The organism is Bradyrhizobium sp. 147 (assembly GCF_023073935.1).
Taxonomy (GTDB): domain Bacteria; phylum Pseudomonadota; class Alphaproteobacteria; order Rhizobiales; family Xanthobacteraceae; genus Bradyrhizobium.
This window is the reverse complement of record NZ_JADPKL010000141.1, coordinates 125,474-149,543: the sequence shown is the minus strand read 5'-3', so window position 1 is coordinate 149,543 and position 24,070 is coordinate 125,474. Positions and strand designations below refer to the sequence as shown.

Here is a 24,070-nt window from a genome sequence, read left to right as displayed (position 1 = left end):
CTAGAACAGCGACTTTGCCGCGGCGGAGGCGACGCTCACCACGGGGCCTGCGAACAGCGCAAACAGCAGGTTGAACAAGCCCGCGACCGCCAGCACCGTTCGCACCTCGATCCTGACAGGATCGACCTGGCCGGCCGGCTCGTCAAAGTACATCGTCTTGACGATGGCGAGATAGTAGTAGGCGCCGACGACGCTGGTCAGCACGCCGATGACCGCGAGCGTGAACAGGTTCGCCTTGATGGCGGCGACGAAAACGTACCATTTGGCGAAGAAGCCGGCGAGCGGCGGGATGCCGGCGAGCGAGAACAGCAGCATCGCGAACATGAAGGCGAGCAGCGGATTGGTTCGCGACAGACCTGCGAAATCGCTGATCTGCTCCACGGCCTGGCCGTTGCGCCGCATGGCAAGGATGATCGAAAACGAGCCGAGCGTCATCGCGACATAGATCACGATGTACATCAACACGCCTTGCGCACCTTCGACCGTGCCGGAGGCGAGGCCGACCAGCGCGAAGCCCATGTGGCCGATCGAAGAGTACGCCATCAGGCGCTTGATGTTGCTCTGGCCGATCGCGGCGAAGGAGCCGAGCGCCATCGAGGCGATCGCCACGAACACCAGGATCTGCTGCCACTGCGAGACGATGCCGGGGAATGCGGTCAGCGTGACGCGGGTGAAGACCGCAAGCGCGGCCACCTTCGGCGCCGAGGCGAAGAAGGCGGTAACCGGCGTTGGCGCGCCTTCATATACGTCCGGCGTCCACATGTGGAACGGCACGGCCGAGACCTTGAAGCAGAGGCCGGCGAGCAGGAAGACCAGGCCAAAGACGAGGCCGACATTCGAGACCGTCGCGGCCGATGCGATGCCGGTGAAGCTGACCGTGCCGGTGAAGCCATAGACCAGCGAGGCGCCGTAGAGCAGCATTCCCGACGACAGCGCGCCGAGCACGAAATACTTCAGACCAGCTTCGGTCGACTTGGCATTGTCGCGGTTCGAGGCCGCCACGACATAGAGTGCCAGCGACATCAATTCGAGGCCGAGATAGAGCGAGATCAGATCGCCGGCCGAGATCAGCACCATCATGCCGAGCGTCGAGAGCAGCACCAGGATCGAATATTCGAAGATCCGCCGCGACGGATCGGACAGGAACTCGGTCGAGAGCACCAGTGTCGCCGCCGAGCCGATCAAGGCCAGGATCTTCATGAAGCGGGCGAAATCGTCGACGATGAAGCTGCCGCCGAAGGTGACCTGCTTGCCCGCGGGCTGCATGTAGACGAGCGCGCCGACCACGATGAGCAGCACCACCGCCAGCGAGGTGACGGTCCTGGTCGTCCCCTGCCCGCGATAGGCTCCCAGCATCAGGAGCGCCATCGCGCCGACCGCGAGCACGAGCTCGGGCAGCAGCGGCGCCAATTGATATCCTGCAGTCTCAAAGCTCATGACGATATCCTGACCTGCCCGATCACTGGAGCAGTGCGGCGGCCTTCACGGCCGTCACAGCGGTGTTGTAATTGTTGACGAGTTGCTGGACCGAGGCGGCCGAGATGTCGAGCACCGGCTTCGGATAAACACCGAACAGGATCGTCAGCGCAATCAGCGGGAACAGCGTCACGCATTCACGCAAGGTAAGATCTTTCATGCTCATCAGCGATGGCTTGACCAGCGCCCCGAACACGACCTTGCGGTAGAGCCACAGCGCGTAACCTGCCGACAGAATCACGCCGAAGGTGGCGAAGAACGCGGTCGGGATCGAGACCTTGAAGGTGCCGAGCAGCGTCATGAACTCGCCGACGAAGCCGCTCGTGCCGGGCAGGCCGACATTGGCCATGGTGAAGACCATGAAGGTCATCGCGTAGAGCGGCATCCGGTTGACGAGGCCGCCATAGGCCGCGATCTCGCGGGTGTGCAGGCGGTCGTAGACGATGCCGACGCAGAGGAACAGCGCACCGGAGACGATGCCGTGCGAGATCATCTGGAACATGCCGCCGGCGACGCCCTGCATGGTGCCGGCGAAGATGCCCATAGTGACGAAGCCCATATGCGCCACGGACGAGTATGCGATCAGCTTCTTCATGTCCTCCTGCATCAACGCCACCAGCGAGGTGTAGATGATGGCGATGGCCGAGAGCGTGAAGATCAACGGCGCGAAGTCATGCGAGGCCAGCGGGAACATCGGCAGCGAGAAGCGCAGGAAGCCGTAGCCGCCCATCTTCAGGAGGATCGCGGCAAGGACGACCGAGCCCGCGGTCGGCGCCTCGACGTGCGCGTCGGGCAGCCAGGTGTGCACCGGCCACATCGGCATCTTGACCGCAAACGAGGCGAAGAAGGCCAGCCACGCCCAGGTCTGCAAGGAGCGCGGCACGGCGGTGTGCATCAGGGTCGGGATGTCAGTGGTGCCGCCGTTCCAATACAGCGCCATGATGGCGAGCAGCATCAAGACCGAGCCGAGCAGCGTGTAGAGGAAGAACTTGAACGACGCATAGACCCGGCGCGGACCGCCCCAGACGCCGATGATCAGGAACATCGGGATCAGGCCGCCTTCAAAGAACAGATAGAACAGCACGAGATCGAGCGCCGAGAAGGTGCCGATCATCAGGGTTTCCAGGATCAGGAACGCCATCATGTATTCGCGGACGCGGTTCGTGACCGCCTTCCAGCTCGCAATGATGCAGAACGGCATGATCGCGGTGGTCAGGATCACGAGCGGCAGCGAAATGCCGTCGACACCCATGTGGTAGGTGATGCCGGTGGCGAGCCAGTTCGCCTTCTCGACGAACTGGAAGTCGGGGTTTGCGGGATCGAAGCGCATGACCAGGATCACCGACACCACAAAGGTGATCAGCGTGGTCCAGAGCGCAATCCAGCGCGAGTTGCGCTTGGCCGCCTCGTCATCGCCGCGGCTGAGATAGACGATCAGCGCTCCGACCAGCGGCAGGAACGTCGTGACCGAAAGGATGGGCCAGGTCGTCATTTACTGGCCTCCAAAGCCGAACATGAACCAGGTGATCAGGCTGGCGGCGCCGATCAGCATGGCGAATGCGTAGTGATAGAGATAGCCGGTCTGGATCTTCACGACGTTGCGGGTGACGTCCAGGACCCGCGCCGAGATGCCGTCCGGACCGAGGCCGTCGATGATGAAGCCATCGCCCTTCTTCCAGAGCTGATAACCAATCCACTTCGCCGGACGGACGAAGATGATGTCGTAAAGCTCGTCGAAGTACCATTTGTTGAGCAGGAACTGGTACAGCATCGGCTGCGTCTTCGCGAGCTCGACCGGCAGGTAGGGCCGGCGGATATAGAACAGGTACGACACCAGGAAGCCCAGCACCATCATCACCGTCGGCAGGAAGGCGATGGTCTCGGGGATGTGGTGCATCTCCTCGATGATGTGCGGGTTCATCTTCACGGATTCGCGGAAGAACTCCTCGATGCCGTGGCCGGCGAACAGCTCCTTGAACGGCAAGCCGGCGACGAATGAGCCGACCGCGAGCACGCCGATCGGGATCAGCATCCAGATCGGAGCCTCATGCGCGGCCTCGTAATGATGCTCGTCATGCGGTTCGCCGTGGAAGGTCTTGAAGATCAAGCGCCAGGAGTAGAACGAGGTCAGGCCCGCGGCGGCGACCGTCATCAGGAAGCCGTAGACTCCGAATGGGTTGTGCGCGGCGTAGGCGGACTCGATGATCGCGTCCTTTGAGAAGTAGCCGGCGGTGAGTGGGAAGCCGGTCAGGGCCAGCGTGCCGACCACCATCACCGCGTAGGTGTAAGGGATCTTGCGCCAGAGGCCGCCCATGTTGCGGATATCCTGCTCGTGGTGCATCGCATAGATCACCGAGCCGGAACCCAAGAACAGCAGCGCCTTGAAGAAGGCGTGGGTGAACAGGTGGAACATGCCGACCGAATAGGCGCCGGCTCCCATCGCCACGAACATGTAGCCGAGCTGCGAACAGGTCGAATAGGCGACGATGCGCTTGATGTCGTTCTGGACGAGGCCGATGGTCGCCGCGAAGAACGCAGTGGTGGCGCCGAAGAACATCACGATGGCCTGAGCGTTCGGGGCGAGCTCGAACAGCGGCGACAGCCGCGCCACCATGAACACGCCCGCGGTGACCATGGTCGCGGCGTGGATCAGCGCGGAGACCGGCGTCGGACCTTCCATCGCGTCCGGCAACCAGGTGTGCAGCAGGAACTGCGCCGACTTGCCCATCGCGCCCATGAAGAGCAGCAGGCAGGTCAGGGTCAGCGCGTCGGCGTGCCAGCCGAGGAAGTCGATGGTCTTGCCGGTCAGGCCGGGCGCGGCATGGAAGATGGTCTCGAAGTCGGTCGAGCCGACCAGCATGAAGATCGCGAAGATGCCGAGCGCGAAGCCGAAATCGCCGACGCGGTTGACCAAGAAGGCCTTGATCGCCGCCGCATTCGCCGACGGCTTCTGGTACCAGAATCCGATCAGGAGATAGCTGGCCAGACCCACGCCTTCCCAGCCGAAGAACAGCTGCACGAGGTTGTCCGCGGTCACCAGCATCAGCATCGCGAAGGTGAACAGCGAGAGATAGCCGAAGAAGCGCGGCCGGTTCGGGTCCTCGTCCATGTAGCCGATGGAATAGAGGTGCACGAGCGAGGACACGGTGGTCACCACCACCAGCATCACGGCCGTGAGCGTGTCGACCCGCAGCGTCCACCAGACCTGGAGGTCGCCGGAGAATATCCAGGGCAGCAGCTGGATACGCGCGTCGTGGTGCATGAATCCGACATCGACCAGCGTCATCCAGGACAAGGCCGCCGACACAAACAAGAGCGCGGTCGTGATCAGCTCGGCGCCGCGCGAACCCGCCGCCGGCGGCTCAGTCGGGCCGTGGCCGTGATCGTCATGTCCGTCGCCGGGCTCGTGATGGGTCTCGTGGATGACGGACGCATCCTCGTGGATCGTATCGGACGCATGGGCGTGCGCGCCCTTACCGTGGTCGCCGTGATGCTCGACCTCGTCGCCCGAGGGGTTACGGGCGTGCGCGCCCACGAGCGCGATCAGGCCGGCCAGAATGGCGCCCAGCAGAGGCAGGAAAACGATTGCCTGAACCATTTGAGAGCTCAGCCCTTCATCAGATTGACGTCCTCAACCGCGATCGAGCCGCGGTTGCGGAAATAGACCACCAGGATGGCGAGACCGATCGCGGCTTCGGCGGCGGCGACGGTCAGCACCAAAAGCGCGAAGACCTGGCCGACGATGTCGCCGAGGAAGGTCGAGAACGCCACGAGGTTGATGTTGACCGAGAGCAGGATCAGCTCGATCGACATCAGGATGACGATGATGTTCTTGCGGTTCAGGAAGATGCCGAGAATCCCGAGCGTGAACAGGATCGCGCCGACCGCCAGATAGTGTCCGAGCCCGATCGTCATTTCACCCACTCCGCCGCGTCGGCATCCGAAAGCCCCTGCCCCGGCGCCACCTTGCGCATCGCCATCGCCATTTCCGGCGTGCGCGCGTTCTGAACGTTGATGTCCTGCCGCTTCACGCTCGCCTTGTGACGCAGCGTCAGCACGATGGCGCCGATCATGGCGACCAGCAGCACCATGCCCGAGAGCTGGAAGTAGTGGATGTACTTCGTATAGAGCACGAGACCGAGCGCCTCGGTGTTGCTGACATTGGCCGGGATCGCCGCCGTGATCGTCTTGCTGACGCTCGGATTGATGACCCAGAAGCCGACGGTGAGCAGCAGCTCGAACAGGAAGATGCCGCCGACCACGAGGCCGACGGGCAGGTACTCGATGAAGCCCTCGCGCAGCTCGAGGAAGTCGACGTCGAGCATCATGATCACGAACAGGAACAGCACCGCGACGGCGCCGACATAGACGACGATCAGGATCATCGCCAGGAATTCGGCACCCATCAGCACGAACAGGCCGGAGGCGTTGACGAAGGCCAGGATCAGGTACAGCACGGAGTGCACGGGATTGCGCGACACAATCACCATCACCGCCGACGCGACGCAGACGGCGGCGAACAGATAGAAGAACAGCGCGGGAAGGATCATCGGGCAGTCCCCGTCATTCCGGGGCGTGGGCAAAGCCCGCGAGCCCGGAATCTGGAGGTTGTGGCGCGAGATTCCGGGTTCGCGGTTCGCGCGCCCCGGAATGACGAGAGGATGGCGGGAAGGATCATGCTCTCATCTCACCGGTACGGCGCGTCGAGCTCGATCGCTTTCGCGATCTCGCGTTCCCAGCGGTCGCCATTGGCGAGCAGCTTGGCCTTGTCATAGAACAGCTCCTCGCGGGTCTCGGTCGCGAACTCGAAGTTCGGACCTTCGACGATGGCGTCGACCGGACAGGCCTCCTGGCAGAGGCCACAATAGATGCACTTCACCATGTCGATGTCGTAGCGCACGGTGCGGCGGGTGCCGTCGTTGCGGCGCGGGCCGGCCTCGATGGTGATGGCCTGCGCCGGGCAGACCGCTTCGCACAGCTTGCAGGCGATGCAGCGTTCTTCGCCGTTCGGATAGCGGCGCAGCGCATGCTCGCCGCGGAAGCGCGGCGAGATCGGGCCCTTCTCGAACGGATAGTTCAGCGTCGGCTTCGGCTGGAAGAAATAGCGCATGGCGAGGAAGAACGCCGAGACGAATTCCGACAGCAGAAGCGAACGTGCAGTGGCGTTGACGTTGATACCCATGACGGCCCTCACTTCGGCGCGATGCCGGCGAAATGCAGCACGCCGGCCACCACGATCACCATCGCCAGCGAGATCGGCAGGAACACCTTCCAGCCGAGACGCATCAGTTGATCGTAGCGGTAGCGCGGCACGATCGCCTTGGCCATCGCGAACAGGAAGAACATGAAGAATAGTTTCAGGGAGAACCAGATGATCCCCGGCACCCAGTTGAAGGGCGGCAGGTCGACCGGCGGCAGCCAGCCTCCGAGGAACAGGATCGTCGCCATCGCGCACATCGTGACGATCGCGACATACTCGCCGAGCATGAACAAGAGGTACGGCGTCGAGCCATATTCGACCATGAAGCCCGCGACGAGCTCGGATTCGGCTTCGACGAGGTCGAAGGGCGGACGGTTGGTTTCTGCCAGCGCCGAGACGTAGAACACCACAAACATCGGGAACAGCGGCCAGACGTACCAGTTCAGGATGGTGAGCTGCGGCAGCCCGATCAGGCTGGCAAGCCCGCGCGCATGCTGGGCCTCGACCACGGCCGACAGGTTCAGCGTGCCGGCGCAGAGCAGCACCGTAATGATGACGAAGCCGATCGAGACCTCGTACGACACCATCTGCGCCGCCGAGCGCAGCGCGGCCAGGAACGGGTATTTCGAGTTCGACGACCAGCCGGCCATGATGATGCCGTAGATCGACAGCGACGAGATCGCGAAGATGAAAAGGATGCCGACATTGATGTCGGAGATCACCCAGCCGAGATTGGTCGGGATCACGGCCCAGGCGGCGAGCGCGAGCACGCAGGAGACCAGCGGTGCCAGCAGGAATACGCCCTTGTTGGCGCCGGCAGGGATGATCGGCTCCTTCAGCACAAACTTGAGCAAGTCCGCGAAGGACTGCAGCAGGCCCCAGGGTCCGACCACGTTAGGGCCGCGCCGGATCTGCACCGCCGCCCAAATCTTGCGGTCGGCGAGCAGGATATAGGCGATCGCGACCAAGAGGACGACGAGCACCAGGACGCTCTGCGCGACCATGATGATCAATGGCCAGAGGAAACCGGTCCAGAATGCGCTTTCGAAGAATTCCATCAGATCACGCTCACTCCGCTGCGGTCAGCATCTGCCCCGAGGCGAGGCGCGAACATTCTGCCATCACGGCGGACGCACGCGCGATTGGGTTGGTCAGGTAGAAGTCCTCGACCAGCGGCTTGAACGGCGCCTTCTCGGGCGAGCCGCCCTTCGCCGCCAGCTTCTTGATCTGGTCGGCGGAGCCGGCCTCGATCTGGTCGAGACGGATCAGATGCGGCACGGCCTTGAAGATAGCCTGGCGAAGCTGCGCGAGCGAGTCATAGCCGAGCTTCTTGCCGAGCGCTTCCGACAGCGCACGAATGATCGCCCAGTCCTCGCGGGCTTCGCCCGGCGGGAACGCGGCGCGGCCAGTCATCTGCACCCGGCCTTCGGTGTTGACATAGATCGCCGACTTCTCGGTGTAGGCGGCGGCCGGCAGGATGACGTCGGCGCGATGCGCGCCGCGGTCGCCATGGGTGCCGATATAGACGACGAAGGTGCCGTCCGGCGCCTTGATCTCGTCTGCGCCGAGCAGGAACAGCAGGTCAAGCGTTCCGAACGTGGTCATCTGCGCCGCGTTGAGCCCGCCCGCCGTGGCGGAGAAGCCGATGTCGAGCGCACCGACGCGCGAGGCGGTCTCGTGCAGCACGCCAAAGCCGTTCCAGCCGTCCTTCACCGCGCCGACGTCGAGCGCGAGCTTGGCGCTCGCGGCGAGAATGGCGGCGCCATCGTGACGCGAGGCCGCGCTCGCGCCGACCAGGATGATCGGCGTCTTGGCGTCCTTCAGCACCTCCATGAAGGAGTGCTTGCCGGCCGCCAGCTCACTGAGCGTCTCGGTGCCGGCGCCCAGATGGTCGTAGTGATAGGTCAGGTCAACCTTGGGGCCGATCAGGCCGACCTTGAAGCCGCCGGCGCGCCAGCGCTTGCGGATGCGGGCGTTGAACACCGCCGCTTCTTTCCGCGGATTGGCGCCGATGATGAGCAGCGCGTCGGCCTGCTCCACGCCTGCCAGCGTCGGGTTGAAGATGTAGGCGCCGCGGCCGAGCGCTGGATCGAAGGCATCGCCGCCCTGCACCGCCAGATTGGTCGAGGCGTACTTGGCGAGCAGATCCTTTAGCGCGAACATCTCCTCGACGCCGGCGAGGTCGCCGGCGATCGCGCCGATGCGCTTGCCGTCGGTGCGCGCCGCCTTGGCGGCGATAGCGGCGAAGGCCTCGGGCCAGCTCGCCGCGCGCAGCTTGCCGGCTTCGCGGATATAGGGCCGGTCGAGGCGCTGGGTGCGCAAACCGTCGACGACGTGGCGCGTCTTGTCGGAGATCCACTCCTCGTTCACGGCCTCGTTGATGCGCGGCAGGATACGCATCACCTCGCGGCCGCGGGTGTCGACGCGGATCGCCGATCCCAGGCCGTCCATCACGTCAATCGACTGGGTCTTGCCGAGCTCCCAGGGACGCGCCGCAAAGGCATAAGGCTTGGAGGTCAGGGCGCCGACCGGACAGATGTCGACGAGGTTGCCCTGCAATTCCGACGTCAGCGCATGCTCGAGATAGGTCGTGATCTCCATGTCCTCGCCGCGCCCGGTCGCGCCCATCTCAGGGGCGCCGGCCACTTCCGCCGAGAAGCGGACGCAGCGCGTGCACTGGATGCAGCGGTTCATCGAAGTCTTGACCAGCGCGCCGAGATATTTGTCCTCGACCGCGCGCTTGTTCTCGGCGAAGCGGCTGGTGTCGACACCATAGCCCATCGCCTGGTCCTGGAGGTCGCACTCGCCGCCCTGGTCGCAGATCGGGCAATCGAGCGGATGGTTGATGAGAAGGAATTCCATCACGCCTTCGCGCGCCTTCTTCACCATCGGCGAACGCGTGGAGATCTCCGGCGGCTCGCCCTTGGGGCCCGGACGGCAGTCGCGCACGCCCCAGGCGCAGCTTGCGACCGGCTTCGGGCCGCCCTTCACTTCGACGAGGCACATCCGGCAATTGCCGGCGATCGACAGCCGCTCGTGATAGCAGAAGCGCGGAATCTCGGCGCCCGCCGCCTCACACGCCTGAAGCAGCGTGTACTCGGCGGGGACATCGATCTCTTTGCCGTCGATGATGAGCTTGGTCATACCTTAAGTCTTTCTCAGTGCGGCTGATCGATCAGATCGAGACGCCGCTCGATACGGTCCAGCCGTTCTTCCACACGATCGATCCGTCGGTTGATGCCCGTAATGGCGATCTCGACCTGCGCCAGCCTCAGATCAATGTGGCCCATTCTCTCTTCAACGTTGGTGACGCGGGTCTTCAGATCGCTCACATCCGCGGACACGCGATCGAGCTTTTCGTCGATCCGACGAAGATAAACGAGCACGATGTTGTCCGGCTGGTCGGTCATCGCCCTACTCCGCCGCGACCATGTTCACGGGATCGCGGACGCCGATATCGTCAATGTCGGCCTTGTGCGAATACTGGTCGATGCGCGCTTCGATCTCGTGACGGAAATGCGCGATCAGGCCCTGGATCGGCCAGGCCGCTGCATCGCCGAGCGCGCAGATCGTGTGGCCTTCGACCTGCTTCGTCACCTCCAGCAGCATGTCGATCTCGCGCTTATGCGCACGGCCCTCGGCCATGCGGGTCAGCACGCGCCACATCCACCCCGTGCCCTCGCGGCACGGCGTGCACTGGCCGCAGCTCTCATGCTTGTAGAAATAGGAGATGCGAGCGATCGCACGGATCAAATCGGTCGACTTGTCCATCACGATCACGGCCGCGGTGCCGAGGCCCGAGCGCAGCTTGCTCAAGCTGTCGAAATCCATCGGCGTGTCGATGATCTGCTCGGCCGGCACCATGCGCACCGACGAGCCGCCGGGGATCACGGCCTTGAGATTGTCCCAGCCGCCACGGATGCCGCCGCAATGCTTGTCGATCAGCTCACGGAACGGAATGCCCATGGCCTCTTCGACGTTGCAGGGCCGCTCGACATGGCCGGAGATGCAGAAGAGCTTGGTGCCGACATTGTTCGGACGGCCGATGCCGGCGAACCAGGCCGCGCCACGGCGCAGAATGTCCGGCGCGACGGCGATCGACTCGACGTTGTTGACGGTGGTCGGGCAGCCGAACAGACCGACATTGGCCGGGAACGGCGGCTTCAGCCGTGGCTGGCCCTTCTTGCCCTCCAGGCTTTCGAGCAGCGCGGTCTCCTCGCCGCAGATATAGGCGCCGGCGCCGTGCGCGACATAGATGTCGAACGGCCAGCCGTTGACATTGTCCTTGCCGACCAGCTTGGCCTCATAGGCCTGGTCGATCGCGGCCTGGAGGCGTTCGCGCTCGCGGATGAACTCGCCGCGGACGTAGATGTAGCAGGCATGCGCATTCATCGCGAAGCTCGCGATCAGGCAGCCCTCGACCAACAGGTGCGGATCATGCCGCATGATCTCGCGGTCCTTGCAGGTGCCGGGCTCGGATTCGTCGGCATTGACGACGAGATAGCTCGGCCGGCCGTCGGTCGATTCCTTCGGCATGAACGACCATTTCAGGCCGGTGGGAAAGCCGGCGCCGCCGCGGCCGCGGAGCCCCGAAGCCTTCATCTCGTTGATGATCCAGTCGCGGCCCTTGTCGATGATGGCCTTGGTGCCATCCCAGGCCCCGCGGCGCCGCGCGCCCTCGAGCCCCCAATCGTGGAGGCCGTAGAGGTTCTTGAAGATGCGGTCCTTGTCCTCGAGCATTTCAGTGCTTTCCGATCAACGATTGGACTGCTTGTAGGCAAGTCCGGCGGCGCAGACGCCAAACGTCAGCGCCCAGAGCAGGCTGGATTCCAGCGATGCGTTCAGGCCGAAACGCTGCAGCAGGAAGATGAACACGGCCGCCACGGCGGCATGCATGGCGATGAAGCCCCACTTCTTCACGGCACCGCTCCCCTGCACTGAACGCGACGAGAGAGCACGCATCAGGTGACCTCCTTCAGCGTGGTCGGCCCGGTGATCGGCGCCGAGAACTGGCGGCCGTTCTGCGGACCCGGCTTGGGCGGATTGCCCGAAGCAAAACCGTCGAGCACCTTGCCGAAGCTTTCCTTGGTCAGGTCCTCGTAGGTGTCCTTGCCGATCAGCACCATCGGCGCGTTCACGCAGGCCCCCAGGCACTCCACCTCTTCCCAGCTGAAATTGCCGTCCTTGGACAGATGGAAGGGCTCGTGATGGATGCGGTGCTCGCAGACGTGGATCAGATCCTCGGCACCGCGCAGGCGGCACGGCGTGGTGCCGCAAACCTGGACGTGGGCCTTCTTGCCGACCGGCGCGAGCTGGAACATCGTGTAGAAGGTCGCAACTTCCAGCACGCGGATATAGGGCATGTCGAGCATGTCGGCGATGACGCGGATTGCGGCTTCCGAGACCCAGCCCTCGTTCTGCTCCTGCGCGCGCCAGAGGATGGCGATGACAGCGGAGGCCTGGCGTCCGGCCGGATATTTCGCGATCTGCTGCCTGGCGAATGCGAGGTTCTCCGCCGTGAACGCAAAGCTCGCGGGCTGGACTTCCTTCGGTGCTAATCGGCGAACGGACATAGCTTCAATCTCTCACTGCATGCGGCGCGCGGTCTTGGCATTCGGATTCTTGGCATTCAGGGCTTCGATCCTGTCCTGCCAGAATGCGCTCGCGGTGCCGAAAACGTTGTAGCCGACGTGGGTCGAGACCTTGATGCGATCGAGGATCGACAGCTCGGTCACGGTCTCCATCCGGTTGCTGCGCGGATCGAACACGATCAGCTTCAGCGGGGTCTGTTCGAGGATGTAGCGCGAAACGGCATGGGAGCGGTCGCTGCCGTGCTCCTCGCACATGATGACGCTGTCGGCCTGAAGCAGCCGCGCCCCGCCCTTGATCGCCTCGATCTCGACGCCCTCGACGTCGAGCTTGATCAGGTACTTGCCGGCGGCGGCAACCTTGCCGTCGTCGATCAGGTCGTCGAGGGCGATGACAGGCACCTCCTCGCCGCCCACCGAGGGATCGCCGGCGATGCTGAAGGCCTCGTGCTTGGTGCCGGATAGCCGCGCGGTACCGCGGGCTGCGCCGATCGCGCACTTCATCGTCTCGAAGCGGTTGCCGTTGACGCGGGCGTTGTTGGCGAGCTTCGGATAGTTCTGGCCCGACGGCTCGATCGCGATCGCCTTGTGCGAACCGAACGGCCTGCTCGACACCAGCACCGACCAGTAGCCGTAATTGGCGCCGCAATCGAGCAGCGTGTAATCGACGTCGACGGAGTCGGAAAACAGCAGCTCGAGCTCGTCCTCGTAATTGTAGGAGCGGTTGAGCAGCTTGCTCCAATAACCGTCGCCGTAAGGAAATTCGAATACGGCGTCGGGATTGAGCCTGATCGCGATGTTGCGCTCGGGCAGCGTCTTCCGCAGCAGGTTCGCGCAGGCGATGTAGCCCATATGCGAGAAGTGCGACGAGATCTTCGATCCCGTCACCAGCGCCAAGGCAGCCGTCCGCTCCCACAGGTTGGCCCCTTCAAGGGCCCCCGAGGCGCGGTCAAACTGAATTGGCGCCTGCGCCATCACCGATCGACCTCTCCGAACACGATGTCGAGCGAGCCGAGGATGGCCGAGACGTCGGCGAGCAGATGGCCGCGGCAGATGTGGTCCATGGCCTGGAGATGGGCAAAGCCCGGCGCGCGGATCTTGCACTTGTAGGGCTTGTTGGTGCCGTCGGAGACGAGATAGACGCCGAACTCGCCCTTCGGCGCTTCGACCGCGGCATAGACTTCGCCGGCCGGCACGTGGACGCCTTCGGTGTAGAGCTTGAAATGGTGGATCAGCGCTTCCATCGAGCGCTTCATCTCGCCGCGGCGCGGCGGCGCGACCTTGTTATCCGCGACGACGATGGGCCCCTTGCCATCGGGCGCGTTTAGCTTCTGGATGCACTGCTTCATGATGCGTACGGACTGGCGCATCTCTTCCATGCGGATCAGGTAGCGATCGTAGCAGTCGCCGTTCTTGCCAATTGGAATGTCGAAATCCATCTCGGCGTAGCATTCATAGGGCTGCGACTTGCGCAGGTCCCAGGCCGCGCCCGAGCCGCGCACCATCACGCCCGAAAAGCCCCACTCCCAGGCTTCCTTGAGCGGCACGACGCCGATGTCGACGTTGCGCTGCTTGAAGATGCGGTTGGCGGTGAGCAGGCGATCGAGGTCGTCCACCACTTTCAGGAACGGATCGCACCAGGCCTCGATGTCGTCGACCAGCTTCTGCGGCAGGTCCTGGTGCACGCCGCCGACGCGGAAATAGGCGGCATGCATGCGGCTGCCCGAAGCGCGCTCGTAGAACACCATCAGCTTCTCGCGCTCTTCGAAACCCCACAGTGGCGGGGTCAGCGCGCCGACATCCATGGCCTGCGTGGTGACGTTGAGCAGATGCGACAGGATGCGGCCGATCTCGCAATAGAGCACGCGGATCAGCTGGCCGCGGCGCGGAACCTCGATGCCGAGCAGCTTTTCGGCAGCGAGGCAGAACGCGTGCTCCTGGTTCATCGGCGCGACGTAGTCGAGCCGGTCAAAATAAGGGATCGCCTGCAGATAGGTCTTCTGCTCGATCAGCTTCTCGGTGCCGCGGTGAAGAAGGCCGATATGGGGATCGACGCGTTCGACAACTTCGCCGTCCAATTCGAGCACAAGACGCAACACGCCATGGGCCGCGGGATGCTGCGGTCCAAAATTGATGGTGAAGTTGCGGAGATTTTGCGGTTGCTCGTTCATGGCGCAGCTCCTGCTGCGCAGCGAATAGCGAATGGCGAATGGCGAATGGTCATTTCGTGGACTTGTCCTGCAGAGAACGTATCAACGCGCGGAGCATTTTGCCCAAGCTCTCGCATCGACCCAAGACGCGCTCCAGATCGGATGCGGCCAAAATCCCGACACGCTCCGCCAAGAGCAGATGAGTTTCCAACTCCTTCAGCGATCCCTGCGAAATTCGCAGCGATTGCACGAAGCTGCCGGTGTTTTTGCGCCCGTGTCCTTCCGCCACGTTTGCCGGAATGGACGCCGCCGCCCGTCTGATCTGCGAGGTCAGGCCGAACAGCTCGTCGCGAGGGAAGTGAGCCGCCAATCGATAGCAGGCCTCCGCCAGAGACATGGCATCCTGCCACACTCTCAGGTCCCGATACGAACTGATGGACTGGTCGCTCAATTAACATCCCTATTCGCCACTCGCTATTCGCAACTCACTGCTTCGCCTTTTCATCGCCCGGAAGGACCGGATAGTCCGCCCCTTCCCACGGCGAGAGAAAATCGAACTTGCGGAATTCTTGGTTGAGCCTGACAGGCTCGTAGACCACCCGCTTCTCCTGGTCGTCGTAGCGGACCTCGACGAAGCCGGTGAGCGGGAAATCCTTGCGCAGCGGATGCCCCTCGAAACCGTAATCGGTGAGGATGCGGCGCATATCGGGATGGCCGACGAAGATCACGCCGTAGAGGTCATAGGCCTCACGCTCGAACCAGTCCGCGCCAGGGAACACATCGATCAGCGAGGGCACCTGGGTGGTCTCGTCGGCCTGGGCCCTGAGCCGGATCCGCGCGTTCAGCGTCGGCGACAGCAAGTGATAGATCACGTCGAAGCGCTTCTCGCGATCCGGATAGTCCACCGCCGTGATGTCGGTGAAGTTGACGAAGCGGCAGTTCGGATCGTCACGGAGGTACTTGACCACCTCGACAATCTTGCTGGCGTCGACGTCCACCGTGAGCTGGTTGAAGGCCACCGCGTGACCGGTGGCGGCGCCCGGCAGCGCGCTAACGATCGTCTGCCCCAGGGCGTCGAGCTTGGCGTCGTCCATGACGTAAAACCTTAGCGTTCGATGGTGCCGGTGCGGCGAATCTTCTTTTGAAGCAGCAGCACGCCGTAGAGCAGCGCCTCCGCCGTGGGCGGGCAGCCCGGCACGTAGATGTCGATCGGCACGATGCGGTCGCAGCCGCGCACGACCGAGTAGGAATAGTGGTAGTAGCCCCCGCCGTTGGCGCAGGAGCCCATCGAGATGACGTAGCGCGGCTCTGGCATCTGGTCGTAGACCTTGCGCAGCGCCGGGGCCATCTTGTTGGTCAGGGTGCCGGCGACGATCATCACGTCGGACTGGCGCGGCGAAGCACGCGGCGCGAAGCCGAAGCGCTCGACGTCATAGCGCGGCATCGACATCTGCATCATCTCGACCGCGCAGCAGGCGAGACCGAAGGTCATCCACATCAAGGAGCCGGTGCGCGCCCAAGTGATGAGGTCGTCGGTCGCGGCCACGAAGAAGCCCTTGTCAGACAGCTCGGAATTGACCTCGAGGAAGAACGGATCATTGGCGCCGACCGGCTTGCCGGTCGATGGATCCAGGATGCCCTTGGGGGCCGGCGCAACAACCGGACCCGTGGACGATGTAGGGTTCAATCCCATTCGAGTGCTCCCTTCTTCCATTCATAGGCGAACCCGACCGTCAGCACGGCCAGGAACACCACCATGGACCAGAAGCCGGTCGCGCCAAGCTTGCCGAACGCCACCGCCCAGGGAAACAGGAACGCCACCTCGAGGTCGAAGATGATGAAGAGGATGGCGACTAGATAGAAGCGGACGTCGAACTTCATGCGGGCGTCGTCGAAGGCGTTGAAACCGCACTCATACGCCGACAGCTTTTCCGGGTCCGGCTGCTGAAACGCCACGATGAAGGGCGCGATCAGCAGCACGAGGCCGATGAGGCCCGCTACCCCTATAAAGACGACGAGTGGAAGATAGTTCTGTAGAATGCCGCTCATGACGAGCCCTTTTTCCCGCAGCCTCGGGACAGCCACGGATTCGTCCGATTTGGAATTATTCTGAGCCTTAGCGCAGTGCACCAATGGGCGCAAGACACGCTCTTTTCAGGCCCTTTGCCGCTCCCAGAACGGTGGAAATCCCGGAATCACCCCGCGCTGGTATGGAGCAGATCAGCTGACCCAGCAAGGGCGATCCCCGATCGGTCCAGGCGCGCTCGGCCGTGACGTCCACTATTGGGAAGGCGCACCTTAATCTAGGCTGAGACGCAGCAAAGTCCAGATTACAACCAGGACAGGCGCTCCCACTGCCCCCAGGCGACATTTTGGCCAACCCTGCCCCAGAGCAGCGCCGCCAGCAAGTCGGCGATGGCGGCGGCCCCGAGCAGTGCAGCAAAGGCACGAATCCACAGGTGCGAACGATCGGACCAGCCATGCATCACGACGGGACCGGGGCTCGTCTGGCGAATGCTTCGGCGCGGGCGGCCGCCCGCTTCCGCCACCGTGCCAGCCACAGGCCGCTGCCGATCACGAGGATCGTGAGCACGTCCAGGCGTGGACCGCGGACCAGAGCCTGACCGTTCGCGCCTTCACGATGCTCTCCGCTCGCCCGCCATCACCATTTGTAGGCGAGGCTCGCGGTGATGCGGCGACGGTCGCCATAGTAGCATGAGGTGACGACCGCGCAGCTCGCGACGTAGATCTTGTCCGTCACGTTCACGACGTTGAGCGCCGCGCGCCAGTGGTTGTCCCACTCGTAGTGCACGGCGACATCGCCCAGCACGAAGGACGGAACGAGCGCGGTGTTCGCGGTGTCGGCAAAAGACGAGCCGACGTAGCGCACGCCGCCGCCAAGGCCAAAGCCCCGCAGCGGGCCCTCGCTGAAGGTATAATCGGTCCAGACCGAGGCGAACTCCCGGGGAGTGTTGGTCGGAACCGTGCCGATCAGCGCGGAATTGAGGTCCTGGCTCACGAACAGTTCGTACTTGGTGTAGCTCGCCACCAGCTTGAAATCCGGCGTGATGTTCGCCACCGCCTCGAGCTCGACGCCACGCGAGGTGACCTCGCCGTTCTGGGTCTGGAACAGCGGATTGTTTGGATCGGTGGTCAGCGCATTCTTGCGCTTCAGATCGAACCACGCGACGCTGAACCGTGCGTTGAGCCCGATCGGCTCGTACTTCACGCCGACCTCGGTCTGCTCCGATGTTTCCGGCAACTGCAGCCGTCCGGCCGCATTGATGCCGATAATCGGATTGTAGCCCGTCATGTAGGAGGCATACGGCGCGACGCCAAAGTCGAGATTGTAGATCGCGCCGACGCGGCCGGAGAACTTGCTGTCTGCGCGGCTTTGATCGGGGCCGAGCCGGTTGTGGTTGACGAGATCAACCCAGTCCTGACGGCCGGACAGCACCACCGTTAGCCGATCGAGCTTGACCTGATCCTGGAGATAAACCGCCGCCATGCCCTGAGTGAGATAGGCGTCCCGATACAGCGCTCCGTTGAACGGCGCGTTGACGCCGTAGACCGGATTGAGCACGTTAAGATTGGTCCCCGCGCCAAAGCCCTGCCGGTCGTCGAGGGCGTAATGCTTGAGGTCGACGCCGAGCAGCGCGGTGTGCTGCAGCGCGCCGGTGGCAAAGCGGTACTCGAGCTGGTTGTCGAGGTTTAATTGATTGGCGACCCCGCGGGCGTAGAAATTGCCGCGCATGATGTCGGCGGCCGCCGGCGTCGTCGCGTAGCCCAGCCCGTAGAGGCCGGTGTAGAAGACGTCGACATGTCCGAAGCGCGCGTTCTGGCGGAAGTCCAGGCTGTCCGTGATGTTCTTCGCGAACTGGTAGCCGAGCGTCTCCTGCTCGCGGCGAAACTGGTCGGCGCGGGGGTCGCCGACGAACAGGCTGGTAGGAATGCGGCCGAACGGCGCATTGGTGACGGTGCCGACATAGGGCAGGAAGTTCTCCGCCCTGGTGTTGTTGTGCGCAGCCGTGGCGTAGACGGTGAGCTTGGTGTCGGCGTCCGGCCGCCAGGTCACCGACGGAGCGAAGAAGAAATTGTTGTCGTAGACATAGTCGGTCTGAGTGCCGCCGCCCTGCACCTGGCCGACAAACCGGTAGAACATTTGCCCGTTGCCGGACTGCGGGACCACGCCGCCGAAGTCAAACGCCGTATAGGCGTTGCCGTAATTGTTGATGCCGGCCTCGAGATAGCGCACCGGCTCGGCGAGCGGCAGCTTGCTCACCGCGTTGACGAGACCGCCCGGCGCCGAGCCGCCGTACAGGATGCCGGACGGCCCGCGCAGCACCTCGACGCGCTCGAGGTTGAATGGTTGCAGCTTCCAGCTCGCATAGGAGGTGTAGAAGAGCTGCAGGCCATCGAGGAACAGTGACTCGTTCTGCGCCGGGAAGCCGCGGATCAAGAACCAGTCGTTGCGGAAATCGGCGCCGTAGGTGCCGCCGATCACGCCGGGCGTGTAACGCAGCACCTCGTCGAACTTGCTGACGATCTTCTGGTCGCGGATCTGCTCGGCACCGATCACGGAGACCGATTGCGGCGTCTCTATGATCGGCGTGTTGGTCTTGGTGCCCGACGAGCTGCGGCCGGCGACGTAGCCGTTCACCGGACCGAGCGGCGTTTCGACCACGCCGACATTGCGCTGCGGCTGCGGCTTATTCCTGTTGGCGGTCTGCACCGACGAGCGCGGCACACGACGCTGAGGGGTCGCCGCGGCGCGGCGGCGCGCTTCAGGCGCCGTGACCGTCACCGACGGAATGTTCTGCGCGCCACTCTGCGCCGATGCTTGTGCGAGCGATGCCTGCGGCACCAAGACCCAAGCGGATGCGGTCGCCAACACGGCCGACCGCAGCATTCCAAGACTGTTCAACGCGCCACCCCAAAGCTGCATGTTTTGATGCATCATGCCGCCAGTCCCCGCGGCGACATGCGCTTAGGGGGACGCTTATGGGAGGGCGCGCGAATTGCCTAATTGAAAGCTTCTTAGAAAAATTCTTAGAAGCACTTCAATATCTTCAGAACCGGAGATCTGAACGCGAATTCTTCTCGTTCGCGAGCATCTCGGCGGCGGTCGCCGTGAGCTGCCCAATCTGCCGCAGCAGTGTGTGGGATCGCTTCGCTCAAATGATCCAGCAGGCGCCGATTGCGTTGCTGCGCGCCGACGATCGCATCATGCGCGCGGGGAGATGAAACCATTTTGCGGAACCCGCGAAACCATCCGGAAACAGAGAGTGCCTAGAAGAGGAGCCCATAGACGACGGCAAAGTCCGTCGGGAGGCTCATATGAACCACTCAATTCACTCTGCTGATCGTGCGACCCACCTGAAGATCGTGGTGGTGGCGCTGGTTGCCGGCATTGCGGTGGCCGGCTTCGGGATTGCAGCCCGCACCCCTGCCGATTACAGCCAGACCGCCCAGTCCACCCAAATCATCAAGGCCGGCAAGCCGGTGGTGGTGACCAGCGCAGGCGCGTCGCAGATTCGCTGAGACGCACTCGACCGGGCTGACCAATGGCCGCCGCCGGGCGGCCATTTTCGTTTTCCAGAGCAATGCTTAACCGAGATGCACCGGCGGAGCGCAACGTCCTTGACTTCACCATGTCCCCCCTTTAAGTCCCCCCACGTTCCGCACGCGTTCAGCGCGCCACGCGGGAGTAGCTCAGTTGGTTAGAGCGCCGGCCTGTCACGCCGGAGGTCGCGGGTTCGAGCCCCGTCTCTCGCGCCATTTTGGCAATCCCTTCATAGTCTTAGCCTGAACTTCTCGACGCTGTCGCATCGGCGCAAGCCATGGACGACATTCGAGCCGGCATAGTCAGGCCGCGCCCGAATCGTCTACGCCTCCAAGAACTTGCGGGGTTCAGGGGTGTCCCCGAGCCACCGGCCAGAACGAGGAGGTCAGACATGGCGAAGAAGGCAGCCGCTCCCGCCACCATTACGCTCAAGCACCTCGCTGCTGACATTGCGGAAAGCCAGGACCTGTCGAAAAAGCGCGCCGAGGCCGTCCTGACCGACATGGTCGACCTGATCACCAAGCACCTGAAGAAGGGCGACCGCGTCCGGATCGTCGGCCTCGGCATTCTCCAGGTCCGCAAGCGCGCCGCCCGCACCGGCCGCAATCCCGCCACTGGCGAGCCGATCCACATCAAGGCCAGCAGGAAGGTCGCGTTCCGCCCCGTCAAGGAACTAAAAGAGGCGATCTAGCAATTACGCTTCGTGACGCCCGACCCGACATCGTTCTGTCCGCAACGCAGCCCGCTTTTCTGGTATACCGCCAGCTTCCCCCTGACCCGGCGGTTTGAGCAGAAATGTCCCCCCTCACCTTTTCGCATACCGTGACCGAGCGCTTCCTGCGCTACGTCACCATCGACACCCAGTCCGATCCGGAATCGGCGGCCTCGCCTTCGACCGAGAAGCAGAAGGATCTCGGCCGCGTGCTCGCCGCCGAGCTCAAAGCCATGGGCGTTGCGGACGCGCATCTCGACGAGTTCGGCTATGTCTATGCAACGATCCCGGCCAACACACCTAAGAAGGTGCCGGTGATCTGTTTCTGCTCGCACATGGACACCTCGCCCGACGTCACCGGCAAGGACGTCAAGCCGCAGGTGGTGAAGAACTATCGCGGCGGCGACATCGTGCTGCCCGGCGACACCAGCCAAGTGATCCGCTTCGCCGAGCACCCTGCGCTGAAGAACCAGATCGGCAACGACATCATCACGACCGACGGCACCACGTTGTTAGGCGCCGACAACAAGGCCGGCGTCGCCGAGATCATGGATGCCGCGCATTTTTTCATCAATAATCCGGATGTGAAGCACGGCACCATCAAGATCCTGTTCACGCCAGATGAAGAGATCGGCCGCGGCGTCGACAATGTCGATTTGAAGAAGCTCGGCGCCGATTTCGGCTACACCATGGACGGCGAGAGCGCCGGCTGCGTCGAGGACGAGACTTTCTCGGCCGATGGGGCCACCATCACTATCAACGGCGTCAGCGCCCATCCCGGCTATGCCAAGGGCAAGATGGAGCACGCGATCAAGATCGCCGCCGCCATCGTCGAGCGCCTGCCCAAGGAAGGCTGCTCGCCGGAGACGACCTCAGGCAAGCAGGGCTTTCTGCACCCGGTCGGCATCGAGGGCGCGCTGGAACAGGCGACGCTCTCCTTCATCCTCCGCGACTTCAACGAGGATGGGCTGAAGGAGAAGGAGGTCCTGCTCGAGAACATCGTCAAGGACGTGATGAAGGACTATCCGCGCTCGACCTACAAATTCGAGGTGCGCGAGCAGTATCGCAACATGAAGCAGGTGATCGACCGTCACCCCCACGTCCTCGAATACGCCATCGAAGCGATCCGCCGCGCCGGTTTGCGCCCGATGCGCACCGCGATCCGCGGCGGCACCGACGGCTCGCGCCTGTCCTTCATGGGCCTGCCCTGCCCCAACATCTTCGCCGGCGAGCACGCGTTTCATTCGCGGCTCGAATGGGTCAGCCGGCAGGATATGGAGAAGGCGGTGCAGACCATCGTGCATCTCGCGATGATCTGGGAAGAACGGGCCTAGCGCCTCTTATCGTTGTGCATGCGGAAATGGCCGGGCTTTATCCCCGGCCATTTGCTTTGGGATCAGGGCACCGGCATCGCGCGCGGGTTGCGATGGAACCGGTTGGCACTCGCCATCCACTTCGGCAGCGGTTCTCCGTCACGATGTCGCCCGCCGGCGACCGCTGCGGCCCAGGCCACTGCGGCCCCGATCAGGGTCGCGGCCGCAACCGAGAACGCAACGATAATCGAGTTGCGCCGCGCGCGGTTGATGGCTGTCCTGGCATCCGCGATCGAAGCATCAACCCGTCGTTCGGCGTCCGGCGCTGCGAGACCCGTCAGCGCGGCCACCTGCTGCACGAGATAGTTTCGATCATCGGTGCTGACACCGCTGTGGCTCGATGACGTCATCAGGATGCGTCCTGCTTCGGCGCGGGGTTCCCGCAGATCGGTGTTGGGCGGGCGCCGCGGCGCGCGGAACAGCTTGTCGAGCTCATAGCTCAACAGCGGTTCGGCGGCCGAAGTGTTGCTGGCCGAGCTGCGCGTCGGCGAACGGTCGATCGCAGCTGCACCGAGCAGCGCGAGCAGCGCGGCGCCGAGAAGCACCGCGAGAGCCCACGACGTCAGGCCATGCAGCCCGTCCCGCCGCTCGCGATCATCCTCGATCGTTGCAAGTGCCGGCGCCGGTCGCGCGGTCCGGCCGGCGATGTAACCGCCGAACCCAAAACTGACGATCGCCTGGATGATTAGATACAGGCCGGACAGCAACGCAAGCGCCGCTGAGGCATCCCGCCACGTCGGCGAGGCCGAGCTGACACCCAGGCCGACCGCGACGCCAAAGCCGATCAGGATGAACGACATTGCGCTGGCGGCGAGAGAGCCTGCAAGTACCGAGCTCCATTGGATGGTCCGGCGTTCGTCGGCTGTAGCCACGCCGCCCTCCATGACGTCTTCCCGTACGAGAGTTTCAATAGCCATTGCCGTTCTCTCAGCGCAGGCCGAAGAACGACAGGATCGCCATGATCACGACGATCAAGCCGATGAGATAAATCAGTCCGTCCATGGTCCCTTCCTCCTCAGATACCTCTGCTCGGTAATCACAAGGAATGAGGAACGTTCCAAATTTGGCATCTGCCATGGAACGCATCGGCGAGATGCGGATTGTCTGCCCGAGTCCCAAGGATGAAGATTGTGAGCACATGAGGCCCCAGCCGGTCAGTCCCGGGCTGGGGCCTTTGCGCTTAGGGCCGCCTCCCAAGTCTTGCTGTCATATGTTAACCACGCCGAGGGCGGATGATGAAATGTGTCGGCCGGAACCTTCCGGATCGGGAGCGCCGCGTGGACCGCAGAACAGCGTGACTGCATCAGGCAAATGCATTCCGGAAAAAGGCCATTCCCGTTTCCACCATCACGGTCGAGCCGCGACTTTCTTTGCGATCTGCTGGCCACCGAACGATCTCGTCGCGGCAACGGAGCGCTCCGCGCTGGTTAATGCCTGATTGCGGGAGCTCCTTTTGCACAAGGTACGCAAACGAATGGCCAAGTCGTGATGCCCGGCCGGTTTGCAGGTTCCGCTCCGCCGTGCGACAATGGGGCATGTTCGTGAAACCGTTCGCCAACGCTGTGGTGATGCTGCTGGTCGCGGCCGGGCTCGTGCTCGCGCCGCTGGCGACGCCTGCATCCGCCATGCCGGTATCCGGTGCTGTTGGCAGCATGCCCGCAATGTCAGACGACACGCAAGGCATGTCCGAAGACATGCCCTGCTGCCCGGATCAGACCAAGAGCAAGGCCTGCGATTCCTGTCCGTTCGTCGCATTGTGCATGCTGAGCCTGTCGCTCTCCGCTCCGTTCGGAGCGAGCACTTTGATCGAGCGGCAGCCACAGAGGAGCGCGCTCGCGCCGCGCAATGACCGCCTGCGCGACGGGCTCGCCGCCAAGCCACCCGACCATCCTCCTCGAACCCGGGCCTGATTGGGCGCTGACGCGCCTGATGATCGTGCGCGCCGACATCGGCGCGCGCGATTGCCTGCCGCTTGGCTGCATCCCGGCTCGCCGCGTGCAGCTCCGGC

The 24,070-nt window shown here is 63.5% G+C and carries 26 protein-coding genes and 1 tRNA gene; 6 read left to right on the top strand and 21 right to left on the bottom strand.

The window, feature by feature from the left end:
- The 19 genes from nuoN to IVA87_RS33970 all read right to left on the bottom strand — a co-directional run bounded on the left by nuoN (nt 1) and on the right by IVA87_RS33970 (nt 19,323).
- Nucleotides 1-1,437, bottom strand: coding sequence for an NADH-quinone oxidoreductase subunit NuoN (gene nuoN, locus IVA87_RS34060; RefSeq protein WP_247337394.1), 1,437 nt, complete (start codon nt 1,435-1,437; stop codon nt 1-3).
- Between the two features lie 22 nt (nt 1,438-1,459).
- Nucleotides 1,460-2,968, bottom strand: a complete 1,509-nt coding sequence (locus tag IVA87_RS34055; RefSeq protein WP_247294701.1) for an NADH-quinone oxidoreductase subunit M — start codon at nt 2,966-2,968, stop codon at nt 1,460-1,462.
- On the bottom strand, nt 2,969-5,074 hold the full coding sequence (gene nuoL / locus IVA87_RS34050) for an NADH-quinone oxidoreductase subunit L (RefSeq protein ID WP_247294698.1): 2,106 nt from the start codon (nt 5,072-5,074) through the stop codon (nt 2,969-2,971).
- 8 nt (nt 5,075-5,082) lie between these two features.
- Nucleotides 5,083-5,391 carry an NADH-quinone oxidoreductase subunit NuoK gene (gene nuoK / locus IVA87_RS34045; protein WP_008547737.1) on the bottom strand — a complete coding sequence of 103 codons (309 nt, stop codon included), beginning with the start codon at nt 5,389-5,391 and terminating at the stop codon, nt 5,083-5,085.
- A complete protein-coding gene (locus tag IVA87_RS34040) occupies nt 5,388-6,026 on the bottom strand; it encodes an NADH-quinone oxidoreductase subunit J (RefSeq protein ID WP_247294697.1) in 639 nt (212 codons plus the stop codon). Before IVA87_RS34040 ends, nuoK begins: the two co-directional genes overlap by 4 nt.
- Before the next feature lie 137 nt (nt 6,027-6,163).
- Nucleotides 6,164-6,652, bottom strand: coding sequence for an NADH-quinone oxidoreductase subunit NuoI (nuoI, locus tag IVA87_RS34035; protein WP_026202312.1), 489 nt, complete (start codon nt 6,650-6,652; stop codon nt 6,164-6,166).
- A gap of 14 nt (nt 6,653-6,666) precedes the next feature.
- The gene (nuoH, locus tag IVA87_RS34030) at nt 6,667-7,734 is read right to left on the bottom strand and encodes an NADH-quinone oxidoreductase subunit NuoH (RefSeq protein WP_212289280.1); all 1,068 of its coding nucleotides are present in this window, start codon (nt 7,732-7,734) and stop codon (nt 6,667-6,669) included.
- A 10-nt stretch (nt 7,735-7,744) separates the two neighbouring features.
- Nucleotides 7,745-9,820 carry an NADH-quinone oxidoreductase subunit NuoG gene (nuoG, locus tag IVA87_RS34025; protein WP_247294695.1) on the bottom strand — a complete coding sequence of 692 codons (2,076 nt, stop codon included), beginning with the start codon at nt 9,818-9,820 and terminating at the stop codon, nt 7,745-7,747.
- A gap of 14 nt (nt 9,821-9,834) precedes the next feature.
- Complete coding sequence (locus IVA87_RS34020; protein ID WP_247337393.1) at nt 9,835-10,086, bottom strand: hypothetical protein; 252 nt, start codon at nt 10,084-10,086, stop codon at nt 9,835-9,837.
- A 4-nt stretch (nt 10,087-10,090) separates the two neighbouring features.
- On the bottom strand, nt 10,091-11,416 hold the full coding sequence (nuoF, locus tag IVA87_RS34015; RefSeq protein ID WP_247294691.1) for an NADH-quinone oxidoreductase subunit NuoF: 1,326 nt from the start codon (nt 11,414-11,416) through the stop codon (nt 10,091-10,093).
- Between the two features lie 15 nt (nt 11,417-11,431).
- The gene (locus tag IVA87_RS34010) at nt 11,432-11,638 is read right to left on the bottom strand and encodes a hypothetical protein (RefSeq protein ID WP_247294689.1); all 207 of its coding nucleotides are present in this window, start codon (nt 11,636-11,638) and stop codon (nt 11,432-11,434) included.
- Nucleotides 11,638-12,249 carry an NADH-quinone oxidoreductase subunit NuoE gene (gene nuoE, locus IVA87_RS34005; protein ID WP_247277160.1) on the bottom strand — a complete coding sequence of 204 codons (612 nt, stop codon included), beginning with the start codon at nt 12,247-12,249 and terminating at the stop codon, nt 11,638-11,640. The genes IVA87_RS34010 and nuoE overlap by 1 nt, the downstream gene beginning before the upstream one ends.
- 12 nt (nt 12,250-12,261) lie before the next feature.
- Nucleotides 12,262-13,239 (bottom strand): FkbM family methyltransferase, encoded by a 978-nt coding sequence (locus tag IVA87_RS34000; RefSeq protein ID WP_247294687.1) that lies wholly within the window; start codon nt 13,237-13,239, stop codon nt 12,262-12,264.
- On the bottom strand, nt 13,239-14,435 hold the full coding sequence (locus IVA87_RS33995; RefSeq protein WP_247277158.1) for an NADH-quinone oxidoreductase subunit D: 1,197 nt from the start codon (nt 14,433-14,435) through the stop codon (nt 13,239-13,241). The genes IVA87_RS34000 and IVA87_RS33995 overlap by 1 nt, the downstream gene beginning before the upstream one ends.
- A gap of 49 nt (nt 14,436-14,484) precedes the next feature.
- Nucleotides 14,485-14,865, bottom strand: a complete 381-nt coding sequence (locus tag IVA87_RS33990; protein WP_256466528.1) for a four helix bundle protein — start codon at nt 14,863-14,865, stop codon at nt 14,485-14,487.
- A 34-nt stretch (nt 14,866-14,899) separates the two neighbouring features.
- A complete protein-coding gene (locus IVA87_RS33985; protein ID WP_247294685.1) occupies nt 14,900-15,508 on the bottom strand; it encodes an NADH-quinone oxidoreductase subunit C in 609 nt (202 codons plus the stop codon).
- 11 nt (nt 15,509-15,519) lie between these two features.
- On the bottom strand, nt 15,520-16,107 hold the full coding sequence (locus IVA87_RS33980; protein WP_247294683.1) for an NADH-quinone oxidoreductase subunit B: 588 nt from the start codon (nt 16,105-16,107) through the stop codon (nt 15,520-15,522).
- Entirely contained in the window at nt 16,098-16,463 is a 366-nt protein-coding gene (locus IVA87_RS33975; RefSeq protein ID WP_008136158.1) for an NADH-quinone oxidoreductase subunit A, read from the bottom strand. Before IVA87_RS33975 ends, IVA87_RS33980 begins: the two co-directional genes overlap by 10 nt.
- Before the next feature lie 613 nt (nt 16,464-17,076).
- A complete protein-coding gene (locus IVA87_RS33970; protein WP_247337432.1) occupies nt 17,077-19,323 on the bottom strand; it encodes a TonB-dependent siderophore receptor in 2,247 nt (748 codons plus the stop codon).
- Between the two features lie 92 nt (nt 19,324-19,415).
- Here IVA87_RS33970 and IVA87_RS33965 point away from each other — a divergent pair, with 92 nt between their 5' ends.
- From IVA87_RS33965 to pepT, 5 genes are all read left to right on the top strand, one after another.
- A complete protein-coding gene (locus tag IVA87_RS33965) occupies nt 19,416-19,658 on the top strand; it encodes a hypothetical protein (RefSeq protein WP_247294680.1) in 243 nt (80 codons plus the stop codon).
- 93 nt (nt 19,659-19,751) lie between these two features.
- A complete protein-coding gene (locus tag IVA87_RS33960) occupies nt 19,752-19,955 on the top strand; it encodes a hypothetical protein (RefSeq protein ID WP_247294677.1) in 204 nt (67 codons plus the stop codon).
- Between the two features lie 160 nt (nt 19,956-20,115).
- Nucleotides 20,116-20,192 (top strand) — tRNA-Asp (locus IVA87_RS33955).
- A 176-nt stretch (nt 20,193-20,368) separates the two neighbouring features.
- Complete coding sequence (locus tag IVA87_RS33950) at nt 20,369-20,668, top strand: HU family DNA-binding protein (protein WP_091886018.1); 300 nt, start codon at nt 20,369-20,371, stop codon at nt 20,666-20,668.
- Nucleotides 20,669-20,772: 104 nt separating this feature from the next.
- Nucleotides 20,773-22,023 (top strand): peptidase T, encoded by a 1,251-nt coding sequence (pepT, locus tag IVA87_RS33945; protein WP_247337392.1) that lies wholly within the window; start codon nt 20,773-20,775, stop codon nt 22,021-22,023.
- A 62-nt stretch (nt 22,024-22,085) separates the two neighbouring features.
- On the opposite strand, the gene IVA87_RS33940 is transcribed toward pepT, so the two are convergent.
- Nucleotides 22,086-22,979 (bottom strand): hypothetical protein, encoded by an 894-nt coding sequence (locus IVA87_RS33940; protein ID WP_247294671.1) that lies wholly within the window; start codon nt 22,977-22,979, stop codon nt 22,086-22,088.
- 10 nt (nt 22,980-22,989) lie between these two features.
- The gene (locus IVA87_RS33935; RefSeq protein WP_247294668.1) at nt 22,990-23,139 is read right to left on the bottom strand and encodes a hypothetical protein; all 150 of its coding nucleotides are present in this window, start codon (nt 23,137-23,139) and stop codon (nt 22,990-22,992) included.
- A 458-nt stretch (nt 23,140-23,597) separates the two neighbouring features.
- Between IVA87_RS33935 and IVA87_RS33930 the strand changes: the two genes are divergently transcribed.
- On the top strand, nt 23,598-23,972 hold the full coding sequence (locus IVA87_RS33930; RefSeq protein ID WP_247294665.1) for a hypothetical protein: 375 nt from the start codon (nt 23,598-23,600) through the stop codon (nt 23,970-23,972).
- Nucleotides 23,973-24,070 lie beyond the last annotated feature (98 nt).